Source organism: Streptomyces sp. NPDC046900 (assembly GCF_040644975.1).
Classification (GTDB): Bacteria; Actinomycetota; Actinomycetes; order Streptomycetales; family Streptomycetaceae; genus Streptomyces.
In genome coordinates this window covers 60773-75661 of record NZ_JBEYXD010000017.1, presented here as the reverse complement: position 1 = coordinate 75661, position 14889 = coordinate 60773, and the positions used below count along the sequence as shown (strand labels likewise).

Here is a 14889-nt window from a genome sequence, read left to right as displayed (position 1 = left end):
AGGACGAGGGCCGAAGGGGCGCCCGGCAGAATGAGTCCAACGGGCCGGATCGGAGTCGGAGATGACTGCAGCGGAGTGTGACGGCGTACCGACCCGCCGGCCTGACCTCGGTGTGCCCCGCCTCGTCGGCCGCGACCGCGACCTTTCGTTGCTGGACCAGGCCCTCGACGGGCGGCCGGGTCTCGTCGTGGTCGCGGGTGAGGCGGGGATAGGGAAGACCCGGCTGCTCCACGAGCTCCAGCGGCGGCGTCCGGAGACGGCGCTGGTCGCCGTCTGCCCGCCGTTCCGGGAGCCGTACACGCTCGGCCCGGTCGTCGACGCCGTACGCCGGCTGGCCGACCGTGTCGCCGGTCTGCCGCTCACCGGGCTGGCGGGGGCGCTGCGGCCGGTCTTTCCGGAGTGGGCCGGGCAACTGCCGCCTGCGCCCGAGCCACTGCCCGACGCCGCGGCCGCCCGGCACCGCCTGCTCCGCGCGCTCGTCGAACTGATCGACGCCCTCGGCGTCGGGCTGTTCGTGGTGGAGGACGCCCACTGGGCCGACGAGACCACGCTCGAACTGCTGCTGTTCCTGCGGGCCCGGCGGGAGCGGAGCCCGCGCCTCGTCCTCACCTACCGACCCGAGGACGTGCGTCCGGAGTCGCTGCTGCGCCGGCTGGTCGCCCAGGCCGGCGTCACCCGCCTGGAACCGGGGCCCCTCACCACCGCCGGAACGGCGGACCTGGTGTCCTCGATGCTCGGCGGGGAGCCGGTCTCGGTGGAGTTCGCCGAATTCCTCCACGGCCACACCGACGGGCTGCCGCTCGCGATCGAGGAGTCCGTCCGCCTGCTCTACGACCGCGCGGACCTGGTCTGTGAGGACGGCGCCTGGCTACGGCGCGACGTCGCGGAGCTCGACGTGCCGCCCAGCATCCGCGACGCCGTGCTCGAGCGGACCTCCCGCCTCGGCCCCGCGGCCGGCGCGGCGCTGGCCGCGCTCGCCGTCCTCGAGGGGGAGCGGTCGCCGGCGCTGGTCGCCGAGGTCGCCGGCATACCCCTGCCAGAGGCGGAGAACGGTCTGGTCGAGGCGCTCGCCGGCGGGTTGCTGCACGAGGACCGCGACGCCCGGGTCGGGTTCCGTCACATGCTGGCCGCGCGCAGCGTCTACCACGCCCTCGGCGCCGGGGAGCGCAGCCGTCTCCACCGCCGTGCAGGGGAAGCACTCGACCGCGAGCCGGTGCGCCGCGTCGCCGAGCTGGCCCGGCACTTCCGGGAGGCGGGAGACCCGGGACGCTGGGCGGCGTACGCAGAGCAGGCGGCGGACCATGCGATCTCGTCGGGCGACCCGCGTACGGCGTTCGGACTGCTCCTCGACCTCCTCACCGGCGGTGCCGTCCGCGGCGCGGCGGTGTCCCCTCTGGTGCGGCGCATGCCGCTGTACGCCGCACCCGGTAACGGGCCGCTGCGCGAACTCGTCACCGTGCTGCGCGAGACCGCCGCAGGCGACCTCACCCCGGAGGAGCGGACCGAGGCCACCTGGCAGCTGGCGCGGCTGATGTTCCACGTCGGTGACGTGGAGGCCGCCTCGGTCGAGATGGAGCGGGCCGTGCCGGGGCTGGTCCAGGTCCGGCCGGTCGCCGCGGTCCACGCGATGATGATGCTCGCTCGCCCGGTCGGTACCACGCGGCCCGCGGCGCATCACCGTTCCTGGCTGGAGCACGCCGGGCGTCTCATCGAGGCCCGGCCAGATCCGTCGCCCGAGGAGCGGCTCGCCTTTCTCATGGACCGCGCCGCCACGCTCCTGGTACTCGGCGACCCCGCCGGCTGGGCGGCGGCGCGCGAGCTGCCGGCCGAGGGAGAGACCCCCGGCGAGGTGCTGCAGCGCGCCCGCGGGTTCGCCAACCTGGGTGAGGCGGCGATGCTGTGGGGCCGCTACGACGACGCCCGGCGCCGGCTCGATGCGGCCGCCGCCCTGGCCGAGCAGCACCAGCACCTGCGCCTGCGCGACCTCGTCACGGCGACCCTCGCTCACCTCGACTGGCTCACCGGCGGCTGGACGGGCCCGATGGAGTGGGCGGCCTCGGCCCTCGACGCCGACGAACCCGTGCTGCGTGCCGACGCGTTGCTGCTGGCCGGTCTGCTCGACGCCGCGCGCGGCGATCACCGTCGGGCACGGGAGCTGGTGCGCGCCGCGATCGCGGTCGAGCGTCCGCGCGGCCCCGTCGACGGGTCACGCGACCCCTCCGCCGTGCGCGCCCGGCTGGCGATCGCCGCCGGCCGCCCCGGGGAGGCACTGGCCGCGACCGATGCCGCCTGGCGGCTCGTCGAGGCCAAGGGACTCTGGCTCTGGGCCGCCGAGATCGCCCCGCTCCGGGTCCGCGCGCTGCTCGAAGAGGGGCGCGTCGGGGAGGCCACCCGCGCGGCCCGGGCCTTCGAGACGGGTACCTGCGGCCTGGACGCGCCGGTGGCGACGGCAGCCCGCCTGCTGATCGCGGCCCTGCTCGCGCGCGCCGGCGGTGACCTCGCGGGCGCCGCCGGGCACTTCGAGGAGGCGGGCGCCGCCTGGGCCGCCCTGCCAAGACCGTACGACGCCCTGCTGGCCCGTGAGGCGGCGGCCGGCTGTCGCCTCGCCGGCGGCGAGCGGGACCGGGCCGTCGATGTGCTCCGCGAGGTCTTCGACGGCCTCACCGGCCTCGGCGCGACAGGGGACGCGGACCGGGTGCGGCACAGCCTCGCGGACGTGGGAGTCAGAATCGGAGCGCGGGTGGGCCGGCCCGGCTACGGAGACCGGCTCTCGCCGCGCGAACTCGACGTGGTGCGCCTGCTCGTGGAGGGCCGGACCAGCGCACAGATCGCCCGCGTCCTCGGGCTCTCGCCCCGCACCGTCGAGAAGCACGTCCTCTCCGCGATGCGCAAACGGGGCGCGCCCTCGCGCACCGCGCTCGCCGTCGTCGCGGTGGAGTCCGGTGACGTACCGCTGCCGGGGAACGCGCCGCAGCCACCGACATTGACGGGGTAGCCGCCCATAGCCACGGGAGTTTCCCGGGTAGTTCTGCGCATTGCCGCCTTCCCGCCGCGCGACGTTCACTGCTGGCTCTGGGACAGAACGGAGCAGCCGAGATGACCTCTGGCAACGGCGCCGAACGGTCCGGCGAGGAGCCGGCGGTCGGCCCCATCGACGGATCCCTCGAGACGTCCATCACCGAGGACTCCGACGACGGTGAGGACACCGCCGTCGATCCGGCCCCGGCGGCGAGCGCGGACCGGCCGCGTGAGGGCCGACGGAAGCCGGGCGTGGAGTACCGGCCGGTCTGACCAGCAGCCCGACTCAAGTCGGCCCGGCCGACGCACACTTCCGTGGAGAGTGATGTACACACGACTACGCATATGGGCCGCCGGGCTGGCGGTCGCCTGTGCCGTGGCGTCCGGTCTGACGGCCGTCGCCCCGGCGCAGGCAGCGCCCACCGCGAGCGGCGGCACCCCGAAGAGCACGGCGGGCTACAAGCCCGCCGCGTGCGCCGTCCCCGTACCCGCCTCCGAGCGGAAGGGTGACGCGCCCTACGCCACGTGCGACCTCATGGGCGTGACCAACACTCATGGCGCCTTGGCCGCGGGCTCGTCCACCCCGCCCGCCACCGCCCTCACCCCGAACGATGTGAGGGCGGCCTACGACCTGCCCACGGGCGGCTCGGGCGAGACGGTCGCCATCGTCGACGCCGGCGGCTACGCGAACGCCGAGGCCGATCTGGCTGTCTACCGCAGCACCTACGGCCTTCCCGCGTGCACGACGGCGAACGGCTGCTTCACCAAGCTCGACCAGAACGGCGGCCACAACCTGCCGCCCGAGGACGCCGACTGGTCCATGGAGACCGCGCTCGACCTCGACGCCGTCTCCGCCGCCTGCCCGGCGTGCCACATCCTGCTCGTCGAGGCCGACTCCGCCGGCATCGACGACCTGGGCCAGGCCGCGGACACCGCCGCCTCCCACCACCCGGTGGCCATCTCCAACTCCTACGGCATCCCCGGCGAGGGGGGGAGCCTCGCGACGGCGTATGACCACTATTACGACCACCCCGGCATCGCGGTCACCGCATCCAGCGGCGACTACGGCAACATCGTCAACTGGCCTGCGTCGAACGGGAACGTTGTCGCCGTCGGCGGGACGACGCTGACCCGCGACGGCACCACCGCCCGCGGCTGGACCGAGGCGGCCTGGGGCAAGGGTGGCTCGGGCTGCTCGAGCGTCGAGCCGAAGCCGGCGTACCAGCAGGGCATCGACACCGGCTGCGACAGGCGTGCCATCGCCGACGTCTCCGCGGACGCCGACCCGGCCACCGGCCTCGGCATCTACAACTCGAGCCCCGCGGTCGGCGGCTGGCTCCAGGTCGGCGGCACGTCGCTCTCGTCGCCGCTCGTCGCCGCGATGTACGCGCTCGCGGGCGCCCCGACGCCCGGCACCTACCCGGTGACCTACCCGTACGCCGACACGAACGCCGGTGACCTCACCGACGTCACCGCCGGCTCCGACGGCTACTGCGGCAACCAGCTCTGCAACGCCCGCACGGGCTGGGACGGCCCTACCGGGCTCGGCTCGCCCGTCGGTGTCGGCGCATTCCGCCAGGGCCCGCACGGTCTGGTCACGGGTACCGTGCGCGGCACCGGCTTGGGAACGGCCAACGGGCCCGTCTCGGGCGCCTCGGTCACCGCCACGGACGCGGACGGCCGCAGCTACACCGCCACGACCGGTGCGTCGGGCAGCTACACACTCGCGCCCGCACCGGGCGACTACACCCTGACCGTCGCGCAGTTCGGCTACGCGACGGCCACCACCACGCTGAAGGTGACCGAGGGGCTCACGGCGAAGAAGTCGTTCACGCTGCGCGCCCTGCCCACCCACGTCGTCTCCGGTACCGTCACCGACGCCTCGGGCCACGGCTGGCCGGTCGCCGCGACGGTCACCGTCGACGGCTACCCCGGCGGCGCGGTCGACACCGACCCGGTCAGCGGCCGGTACGCCGTCCGGCTGCCGGACGACGGGAAGTACAAGCTGCACGTCTCGGCGACCCTGCCGGGCTACAAGGCGGCGGACGACACGGTCGCCGTCGGCTCCGGCGACGTACGCCACGACGTGTCGCTGTCCGTTGACGCGAGCGCCTGCACCACGCTCGGCTACCACTTCGGATACAACGGCACCACGACCGACTTCGAGGGCTGGAGCGGCGCCACTCCGAAGGATGGCTGGACCGTCACCGACACCAGCGGCTCCGGGGTCACCTGGCGCTTCGACGACCCGGGTCACTACGGCAACGACACCAGTGGCACCGGCCAGTTCGCCGAGGTCGACTCCCGCAACGGCGGCAACGACACGCGCGAGACGACCAGTCTGGTCTCGCCGGTGCTCGACCTGAGCGGCGATGCCACGCCGATCGTCTCCTTCGACAACTCCTTCATGTCACCCCTCTACAACTCCAACGCCTACGTCGAGGTCAGCGTCGACGGCGGAAAGACCTGGACCTCGGTCTGGCACATGTCCCGCACGATCTCCTACGGCCCCGAGGTCGTCGCGATCCCGCAGGCCGCCGGAAAGAGCGACGTGCAGGTCCGGTTCCGGTACGACGCGGTCCACTCGTGGTTCTGGAAGGTCGACAACGTCTTCATCGGCAACCGCTCCTGCGATGCCACCGCCGGTGGGCTCGTGGCCGGTACCGTCGACGACGCCAACACCGGCAAGGCACTCTCCGGAGCCCGCGTCAGCGTGGCGGGCACGCCGACGGCCACGACGGCCGGCGGCAGCTACGAACTGTTCGCGCCCGCTTCTGCCGCCGACAGCTCCGGCCGGACCACGCTGGGGGTCGTCGACGGCGCGTACACGGGCTCGACCGCGAAGGTCTCCGTCGCCCGTGATCGGGTCACCCGGAAGGACTGGCGCCTGGGCGCCGGCCGGATCAGTGTCTTTGGCGACTCGCTGCGGGTCACCCAGCCGCTGGGCCGGTCGACGACCCGGACCGTGACGCTCCGCAACACCGGCACGGCACCCGTCCACGTCGTCCTCAACCCGCAGGACGGCTCGTACACCCCGGACTCGACCCCGGGGCAGGCGCGCAAACCCGGCACCGGGGCACCGGTCCGGCACGTCGGTGGCCGCTTCACCCGTGGGTCGCTGCTCGCCGGTAAGGCGCACGCGGCTGCCACACCGACCGGGTCGACCGACGCGGCCCTCGTGAGTGGCGCCACCGCGTGGACCATCGCCGACGCCCTGCCGACGCCGGTCATGGACAGCGGCACGGTGACGCTCGACGGCAAGGTCTACGCCTTCGGCGGGACCGACGGGGCGAACATGCTGTTCAAGGCCTACGTCCACGACCCGGCCACCGGCGGTTGGCAGCGGCTGGCGAACATGCCGGAGAAGCTGGAGAAGCCCGGCGCGGTGGCGGTCGACGGCGAGATCTACGTCGTCGGCGGCTGGGACGGCACCGGAAACGCCTCAGCCGCGGCATACCGCTACGACCCGAAGCACGACTCGTGGTCCACGGTGGCGTCGCTCCCCGCGGGCGTCGTCGCCGGCGGTACGGCGGTCCTCGGCGGCCGGCTCTACGTGGTCGCCGGCTGCGGCGGCAACTGCGTCCCGGCCTCGCAGGCGACCTACGTCTACGATCCCCGGGCCGACGCCTGGAGCCAGGTGGCGAACTACCCGATCACCGACTCGTGGTTCTCCTGCGCCGGCATCGACGGCCAGGTCGTGTGCGCGGGCGGAACCGACCCGGTCACCGGCGAGGAGACGACGGCGACGTACGTCTTCGACCCGGCCACCGGCGCGTGGACTGCGCGGGCGGACCTGCCGTACCCGAACTGGGCGATGGCCTCCGCCTCCTCCGGCGGGCGGCTGCAGCTGGTCGGCGGTGTCACCGGCGGACAGCTGACCAACCAGGCCGAGGAGTACGACCCGGTCACCAACTCCTGGTCGGCTCTGCCGGCGGCCAACGCGCTGGTCTACCGCGGCAGCGGCGCCTGCGGACTGTACGTCGTCGGCGGCGCGGATGGCGGCAACCGCCCGGTCACCGGCGTGGAGCAGCTGCCGGGGTACGGCGACTGCGGCAGCTCCGGTACCGCCGCCTGGCTGTCGGCGCCGCACACCGTCACCGTCGCTCCTGGCGCCACGGTGACGGTGCGGGTCACCCTGGACGCGGGCAAGGTCGACCAGGCCGGCACCTACACGAGCGGGCTGACCGTCGGCACCGACTCGCCGTACGCCGTTCCGGCGCTGGCCGCCACGATGAAGGTGACCGGCAAGCACTGACCGCGGACGGCTGACCGAACGGCACGACCTGACGGGGCTCCCGGGAAACCGGGAGCCCCGTTCTGGGATCAGTGCCGGTGAGAGCCGGCGAACCGTGAAGTGCCGGTCGAGACACCACAGTTGATCACCGTGCTATCGTCGCGACCCAGAGGCACTCCTCGCCTGTTCGACCACCTCGGACCGCCCCCTGCGGTCACAGCCCGAGGGTGATGTCCGCAAGTGCGTGAGTGGGATACGGGGATGGACACGGAGCGGACGGGTCAGGAACTCACGGACGAGTCCGGCGCTGAGGCCGGCCCCCGGCGAGGGTCGGCCGGGCGGCTCCGCGGCAACGGTACGCCCCGTCGCGCCTGGCTTCGCTGGACCCGGCGGATCGCCCTCGGTATGCTGCTCGCCCTCCTCGTGTGCACCCTTTCCGCCGCAGTCGCCCTCCGGCTGAACTACGCGGGCGACCTCGCGCCGGGGACGTACACCCGGAATCGGGACGCCCTCTGGCTCGGCCACGCCTGGGTCGACGGACGCAAGAGCAACACGGACCTCGATGCGCTCGTGCGACGCCTGCGCGACACCGGAATACGCGACCTGTACGTGCATGCCGGCCCGCTGGAACACGACGGCACACTCCCCGAGTCGGCCTACAAGAACGCCCCGTGGCTGATCAAGGCCGTACACCGCGAGCTACCCGGCGTACGCGTCCAGGCCTGGCTCGGCGACGAGCTCGCGAGTGAGGGACCGGTCGGCATGCGACTGGAGCGGTCGGCGACGCGGGCCGCTGTGGTGCGTTCCGCCCGTCAGGTCCTGGCGGCCGGCTTCGACGGCGCCCACTTCGACCTGGAGCCCCTGCACTCCGGCGACCGCAACTACCTGACCCTCCTCGACGCTCTGCACCGGGTCACCCTGGCCGACCACGCCCCGCTCTCGGTGTCCGCCCCGCAGATCGACCCTCTCCCCGCACTCCACTCCGTGGCGGGCGGCCTGGCCGGACACCCCAAGTGGTGGTCGCAGGAGTACTTCGGCCAAGTCGCGCGCCGGGTCGACCAGATCGCGGTGATGTCGTACGACACGGCACTGCCGCTGGAGAGCCTGTACGGAGGGTACGTCGCCCAACAGACCTCCCTGGCCCTCGAAGTCACCCCGCCCTCGACGGACCTGCTGATCGGCCTGCCCTTCTACCACGAGGACGACATCGGCCATCACGCGTCCGCCGAAACGGTCACCGCCGCCGTCCGCGGCGCCCGCCTCGGCCTCTCCCGCACGGACGCGGACCGCACCCGATTCGGCGTCGCCCTGTACGTGGACTTCGCCGCGACGGAGACGGACTGGACGGCGTACCGCGAGGGCTGGGTCCGCTGACCGGCTTGTATGACCGTGCCGAACGCGTTCGCCGGCCCTCGGCCCAGCGTGCGGCGGCCAGTCTTCAGTCGTGGTGCGTGGTACGTCCCGTCAGGGGACCGGCTCGACGAGCCGGCACCACACAGGACTCGGCCTGAGCACCCGTCAAGTCCCTTGGATCGCCGCGTCATGCGACTTGTCGGTCGTGTGCCGGTTCGAGGCCGGTTCTTTCGGCGGGTTGGTCGATGAGGATGGGCCTGGCGGGAACCTCGGTCCTAGAATCGGGCCATGCGAAGGACCGACCATGCCAGCCGGATGATCGCGGCGCCACCGGCGACGGTCTACGGCGCCCTCCTCGACCGGGAGTCCCTCGAGGTCTGGCTGCCGCCGGACGGTATGCGCGGGCGGGTCGAGCAGTGGGACCCCCGGCCCGGCGGCGGATTCCGCATGGTCCTCACCTACCTCGACCCCACCGACAGCCCCGGCAAGACATCGGATGCGACGGATGTCGTCGACGTCGAGTTCGCCGACCTGGTGCCACCTGAACGCGTGGTGCAGCGGGCGGTGTTCGAGGCCGACGACCCCTCGTATGCGGGCACCATGACGATGACGTGGCGCCTGACTGCTTCCAGTGAGGGGACCGAGGTGACCGTCACCGCCACGGACGTGCCACCTGGCATCGACCAGGCGGTCCACGAGGCCGGGATCGCCTCCTCGCTGGCCAACCTGGCGTCGTACGTCGAAGCGGCCGACTGACCGAGTTCGCCCGTGCCCCAGCCGGGCCCCGTCGTCGAGGAGCCGTGAGCACGCACATCCGTCTTCACGCGCATCCCCGACGGACTTCGCTCAGGAGTCCTTGAGGAGTGCCTGGCAGGCGGAACGGGCGATCCAGGCCTGGGCCCGGTCGAAGGACCAGGCACGTTCGCCGACGAGCGTCATCCAGCCGTGCGGGCCGAGGTAGAACAAGAGCAGGTCGACGGCTTCCGCCTGGCTGACCTCGGCGCGGAGGCCGTCGAGTGCCACGAGGCGATCGGCCACGCGGGTCAGGGCCTGGACGTAGTCGTCCGCCCCCCTGTCCAGTACCGCCTTGACGGCGGGTTCCCCCGGCGGATTCCGGTAGAAGAGTCCGTACACGAGCTCCCAGTGGCGTTCGTGTGTGAGGCGGGTCCCCTCGGCAGTCAGCTCGATCACGGCGCGTGGGTCGTCGCTGGCCTCGACCGCGGCCAGGGTGCCGGCGACGGCCGGGTCCGTGAGGGCCGGCTCCAGCAGGGCCGTCAAAATGCTCGGTTTGTTCCCGGCGCTGCTGTACACGGTCGGCACGGCGACCTTCGCCGCCTCGGCGATCTCCCCGATGGTCACCCCGGCATACCCGCGGGCCAGGAAGAGTGCGTGCGCGCTGCTCAGGATGGCCTCACGAGTCGCTGCGGCCGAGTCCGCGCGGCGGGGCGAGTTGTACTTCCGGGTCGTCACCGCCGCAGTCTATCGCCATCGCTGTACGTGACATTATTGACTATAGAGATCTCTAATGAATACATTGCACTTCATGCTTACAGATCCCCCCAAGGACTCCACCGTGGCGGTCACCGAGACCCGGCTCGCCCATGAGGTGCACCGTGTGGCCACCGCCCTGCTGGCCGAGGCAGCCGTTCAGCCCGCAGTACCGCTCGGCGCATTGGCGCAGCTGCGCGACTTCCTCGTCGTGAACCTGCGCCACCACCACGAGACCGAGGACGAAGACTTGTGGCCGCGGATCGTCGCGGCCGCGCCGGCCACCGCGGCCGCGCTCGGTGCGCTGAGCGAGGAGCACGAGCGACTGGACGCGGCGCTCGATCGGCTGGCTGCCGTGGCCGTGAGCGACAGCCGGCCCGACAACGGAGCCGGTGAGGACGTTGCCGCAGGCCGAACCGGCGCCGACGAGGGTGAAGGCGACGCGGGCGGCGAAGTCCGGGCCGCGCTGCACGACGCGGCTGTCGCGGTACGCGACACGGTGCACGCCCACCTGGCCCATGAAGAGCCGATTCTTTTCCCCGCGCTCCGCGACCACGTAACTCCCGCGGAATGGACGGACTTCTCGCAGCGGGTGATCGCCACTACGCCGCCCGTGGCCGGACATCTGATGGTCGGATTCCTCGATGAGGTCGGTACGCCCGCCGAGGTCGAGCTCGTGCTCGCCGGCCTGCCGGAGCCGGTACGCCCACTCCTCCCCGCCATGCGCCGCCAGGCGGTGGACGACCTCCGGATCCTCCGCGGGACCGGGTCGTGACGTCCGCTCCCGTCGGGTGGCCGGACGGGAGCGGACGTCGTGATCAGAGGCGACCGCACCGTTGCGGTCGCCTACGTCACCCAGGCCGGCCGTGGTGACCAGCGGCTCGCCGGTGGGCCTGGCAGACCGCGGCCCGGTGGAGTGATCCCGGTCCTGGGTGGCTCTCATCGGCAGCCCTTCGAGACACTCACGATGGCATGAGTTGTCTGTCCGGATTCCCCGATGAGTGCCCCCGCCTCCTGCGTGCCACAACGGGCAGTACGAAACCGGCAACTCGCGTACTGCCCATCGCCCTGGAGCGACGCTCCAGGCCCCCGTTCTGAAAGGTCCAGATCATGGAAACGCGTGAGGTTGTAGAGAGGTTCTTCCGTCTGCTGGCTGCCGGAGACCCGGACGCGGTCGCCGAGGTGTTCGCGGATGACATCGACTGGTACGTTCCCGGCTCGCCGTCGCTGCCCTGGACGGGAAAGCGCTCCAAAGGCAGCGACGTGGCCGACTACCTCCGGACCCTCGTGGACAACATCGTTCCGGACAAGAACGTCGACGAAGTTGATGCCCTGCTGGTGGACGGCGACCACGCGGTGATGCTGGGCCGGTTCACGCGCGTCGCGAAGAGCACGGGGCGAACCTACGAGATGCCCATTGCCATGCATCTCCAGGTGGCAGACGACAAGATCGTCAAGATGTACCTCTACGAGGACACCCTCAAGGTATCCGAGGCCTACGCGGGCTGACGGGCTGGGCCTTGGGGTATTCACGACCGGGACCGACCGATGTCAGCGGAGCGCGGGCAGATCTTTGGTGAGTCCTCCGGTGGCTGCGAAGTGCGGTCCTCAGCCGCGGTTTCAGCGCCTCATCGTGGCCGGCTGCCTTGATCGAGGACGTGGCGGCGTTCAGCTCGGAAGTACCCAGTCCGGCGCCCAGGTCCCGGCGGCGCCGTGGCCGGCTGCCGTGGTGGCGAGGTGGGCGCGGAGAGTGGGCAGCGCTGGGTGGGGGTTGTCGCGGTGCCAGAGGAGCGAGTGCGGGTAGACGGGCGTCGGGTCGGTCACCGGGATGCGGCGCAGGCCGTGGCCGGCGGGCCAGACCAGACGGGTGTGCTCGCCCATGAAGGTGGCCAGGGCCGGGGTGTCGGCGATGGTGTCGAGGAGCGCGTCGGAGCCGAAGTTGGGGCCGGTCGCCTCGATGGTGAGGTCGAACTCCGCGACGAGGTCGTCGTAGTAGGCGGCCCACTCGGTACCGGGGACGATGCCGGGCATCCAGATCCGGTGCCCGGTGAGCTGAGCGACGGTCACCGACCGGGCGCCGGCCAGCGCGTGCGCGGGACCGGTGAGGAGCTGGAGCGGCTCGTCGAGCACCCGGACGGACTCGATGTCCTCGGGAAGGGGCCGGCCGGGCACGGCCACGGCGCGGAAGGACGCGTCTATCGCACCGGACCGGATGGCGGCGACGGCCGTCTCGATGTCGAACAGCATGACCACGTCGAGGTCGATCTCGGGGTGCGCGCGGTGGAATCCGCGCATCAGGCCCGAGGCCGCGCCGCGCGAGGCGATCACGTCGACACGCAGCGGACGTCGGCCGGTGTGCACGGACGCGATCGCGCGCTCGGCGGCCCGCAGCAGCTCGCGCGCGTGGGGCAGGAACGCCTGCCCGTCGATGGTGAGCTCGGCGCCGCGCGCGGTGCGGGTGAACAGCCGTACGCCGAGGGTGCGCTCCAGCGCGGCGATGCGCTTGGAGACGGCCTGCTGGGTGACCGCCAGCTCGGCGGCGGCGTCCTGGAACCGCCCCCCGTCGGCGGCGGCGACGAAGGTCCGCACGGTGTCGAGGTCCATGCCCGATACCCTAGGGGTACAGCCATTGGTTGTGGCTGGGCGGCCCTGCGGTTGTTTGATCCCCGGCTATGGTGCTCGCTTTGATGCTTCCGATCGCGGATCGGTTGTGCGGGTGAGTGGCGAGGGGCATCGGGCATGAGGAGCGGGCACCGGCTGGGGCAACTGCTCGGACATCGGCTGGGGCGGCGGTTCGGGTGGCTCTGGGGAGCGTACGGGACCAGCGCGCTCGGCACGTGGCTCGCCTTCGGCGCGTTCCCGCTGATCGCCATCCGGGTGCTGCACGCCGGACCGGCCGAGGTCGCCGCGCTCTCCTCCGTGGGGGTCGCGGTGGGTGCGGCCGTGGCGGTGCCGCTCGGCCCATGGGTGGAGTTCCGCCGCAAGCGGCCGGTGCTGATCGCGATGGACCTGGTGCGGTTCGCGGCGTTGCTGACGATCCCCACCGCGTTCGCGCTCGGTGCGCTCACCTTCCTTCAGCTTCTGCTGGTCTCGGTCGTCGTCGCGGCGGCCGACATCACCTTCCGCGCCGCCTCGGGCGCGTACCTGAAGACGCTGCTGCCGGCCGAGGACCTGCTCGTCGCCAACGCCCGATTCGAGTCCACGGCCTGGACGACCACGATCATCGGACCGCCGCTGGGCGGCGCGGCGATCGGGCTCCTCGGTCCGGTGGCGACGGTGGTGGCCGACGCGGTCAGCTACCTGCTCTCGGCCCTGGGCATCCGCGCGACGGGCGGGCACGAGCCTTGCCCCGAGCGCCGGGAGGCCGCGCGCATGCGGGCCGGGGACCTGCTCGACGGTTGGCGGTACATCCTCGCCGACGCGACGCTGCGTCCGCTGTTCTTCAACACCGCCTTGTTCAACGGTCTGGTGATGGCGGCCGAGCCGCTGCTGGCCGTGCTGATGCTCGGCCGATTCGGGTTCGCGCCGTGGCAGTACGGCCTCGCCTTCGCCGCGCCCTCGATCGGCGGGTTGCTTGGTTCGCGGCTGGCCCGACCGCTAGTCACCCGGTTCGGGCAGCACCGGGTCCTGGTCGTGTTCGGGGCACTGCGCGCGATCTGGCCCGTCGGCCTGGCCTTCCTGGAGCCGGGGACCGGCGGGCTGCTGCTGGTGATGGGCGTCGAACTCGGGCTCATCTTCTGCTGCGGCGTCTTCAACCCCGTCTACGCCACCTACCGCCTCGAGCGCACCGCGACCGACCGGGTCACCCGCACGCTGTCCGCGTGGACGGTGACGACCAAGGCCTCGACCGCGCTCCTGACGGCCGTCTGGGGCGTGCTGGGCAGTCTGCTCGGCCCGCGTACGGCCATCGGCCTGGCCGGCGTGCTCCTGCTGGCGACCCCGCTGTTGCTTCCCGGCCGTGCCGCAGCGCACCTCTCCGATCCGGAGCCGGAGCCGGCACAGAGCCGCGCCTGACGGGCCGCCACGGCCGTCACCGCGATCGGAGGACTGGCCCGCCTTCCCTCGGAGCGGTCCAACTCTCCGCCCACAACGCGGAGATGAGTGCGACGGCCTCCGCCGCGTCCGGTTGGGGGTCGCGGCGCGGCACATCGTGGCTCACGTGCCCGGCCCGCGCCCATCTACTTCCGCGTGGTCTTTTCCGTCCCCGGCACCGACGAGGCCTACGCCCGCCACCGCGCGGGCGAGACCCTTCGCGCCCTTGGCTGATCCCGTGGGGCTGGGGCGGACCCCATGGGATTCGGGAGGTCGCCAGGACGGCGATCGCAGGGGCGCCGACTCGATTCAGGGGCGGCGCAGGCCTTCCGGGACCGGCCGCGCTTCCCGCCCAGAACCGTTCCAGCCTCGTGACACCAGGGCTGGAGAGGCAGTTGGTACGGTCTCGCCGGATCACTGGGGGACGATCTGCACGCTTTTCACGGGCAGGCCTGATTCCCGCGTCGGCTGGACCAGGCGTACGGCGAGTTTCTCGCTGGTGCAGCACTCTTCCAGATAGGAAACGACCCGTCCGCCGTCCTCGCTGTCCGCAGGCACGTGGACGGGCTCATTGTCCTGGTTGATCACAGCGGGGCAGAAGCCGACCGCGAGGACCCCGTTGGCATCCACCCGTGCTATGGCCACGCCTGTCAGCCGACCGTCGGGGTGAAACGGGAGCAGGGGGTATCCGTCCCGGGAAGCGAGCCGGTGGGGGTCCCTGTATCGGTTGAGTGAGGCGTCGTCTTCCACGGAGATGGCAGGAA

At 72.3% G+C, this 14889-nt stretch carries 11 protein-coding genes; 8 read left to right on the top strand and 3 right to left on the bottom strand.

Annotated features, from left to right (window positions below):
• The first annotated feature begins 61 nt into the window (after window positions 1-61).
• From ABZ904_RS19335 to ABZ904_RS19315, 5 genes are all read left to right on the top strand, one after another.
• A complete protein-coding gene (locus ABZ904_RS19335) occupies window positions 62-2995 on the top strand; it encodes an AAA family ATPase (RefSeq protein WP_361824590.1) in 2934 nt (977 codons plus the stop codon).
• A 101-nt stretch (window positions 2996-3096) separates the two neighbouring features.
• Window positions 3097-3291, top strand: a complete 195-nt coding sequence (locus tag ABZ904_RS19330) for a hypothetical protein (protein WP_360996446.1) — start codon at window positions 3097-3099, stop codon at window positions 3289-3291.
• Between the two features lie 52 nt (window positions 3292-3343).
• Window positions 3344-7273 carry a kelch repeat-containing protein gene (locus ABZ904_RS19325; RefSeq protein ID WP_361824587.1) on the top strand — a complete coding sequence of 1310 codons (3930 nt, stop codon included), beginning with the start codon at window positions 3344-3346 and terminating at the stop codon, window positions 7271-7273.
• Window positions 7274-7513: 240 nt separating this feature from the next.
• Complete coding sequence (locus tag ABZ904_RS19320; protein WP_361824584.1) at window positions 7514-8626, top strand: glycoside hydrolase family 18 protein; 1113 nt, start codon at window positions 7514-7516, stop codon at window positions 8624-8626.
• Between the two features lie 267 nt (window positions 8627-8893).
• A complete protein-coding gene (locus ABZ904_RS19315; protein WP_360996437.1) occupies window positions 8894-9361 on the top strand; it encodes an SRPBCC family protein in 468 nt (155 codons plus the stop codon).
• 90 nt (window positions 9362-9451) lie between these two features.
• Here the strand turns inward: ABZ904_RS19315 and ABZ904_RS19310 are convergent, their stop codons facing one another.
• Complete coding sequence (locus ABZ904_RS19310; protein ID WP_360996434.1) at window positions 9452-10075, bottom strand: TetR/AcrR family transcriptional regulator; 624 nt, start codon at window positions 10073-10075, stop codon at window positions 9452-9454.
• A 73-nt stretch (window positions 10076-10148) separates the two neighbouring features.
• On the opposite strand from ABZ904_RS19310, the gene ABZ904_RS19305 reads away from it, so the two are divergent.
• On the top strand, window positions 10149-10868 hold the full coding sequence (locus ABZ904_RS19305; RefSeq protein ID WP_361824580.1) for a hemerythrin domain-containing protein: 720 nt from the start codon (window positions 10149-10151) through the stop codon (window positions 10866-10868).
• Between the two features lie 335 nt (window positions 10869-11203).
• Window positions 11204-11602 (top strand): nuclear transport factor 2 family protein, encoded by a 399-nt coding sequence (locus ABZ904_RS19300; protein ID WP_361824577.1) that lies wholly within the window; start codon window positions 11204-11206, stop codon window positions 11600-11602.
• A 159-nt stretch (window positions 11603-11761) separates the two neighbouring features.
• On the opposite strand, the gene ABZ904_RS19295 is transcribed toward ABZ904_RS19300, so the two are convergent.
• The gene (locus ABZ904_RS19295) at window positions 11762-12697 is read right to left on the bottom strand and encodes a LysR family transcriptional regulator (RefSeq protein WP_361824574.1); all 936 of its coding nucleotides are present in this window, start codon (window positions 12695-12697) and stop codon (window positions 11762-11764) included.
• A 135-nt stretch (window positions 12698-12832) separates the two neighbouring features.
• Between ABZ904_RS19295 and ABZ904_RS19290 the strand changes: the two genes are divergently transcribed.
• Window positions 12833-14107, top strand: a complete 1275-nt coding sequence (locus tag ABZ904_RS19290) for an MFS transporter (protein WP_361824571.1) — start codon at window positions 12833-12835, stop codon at window positions 14105-14107.
• A 432-nt stretch (window positions 14108-14539) separates the two neighbouring features.
• Here the strand turns inward: ABZ904_RS19290 and ABZ904_RS19285 are convergent, their stop codons facing one another.
• A complete protein-coding gene (locus ABZ904_RS19285) occupies window positions 14540-14770 on the bottom strand; it encodes a hypothetical protein (RefSeq protein ID WP_360996419.1) in 231 nt (76 codons plus the stop codon).
• Window positions 14771-14889: the final 119 nt, after the last annotated feature.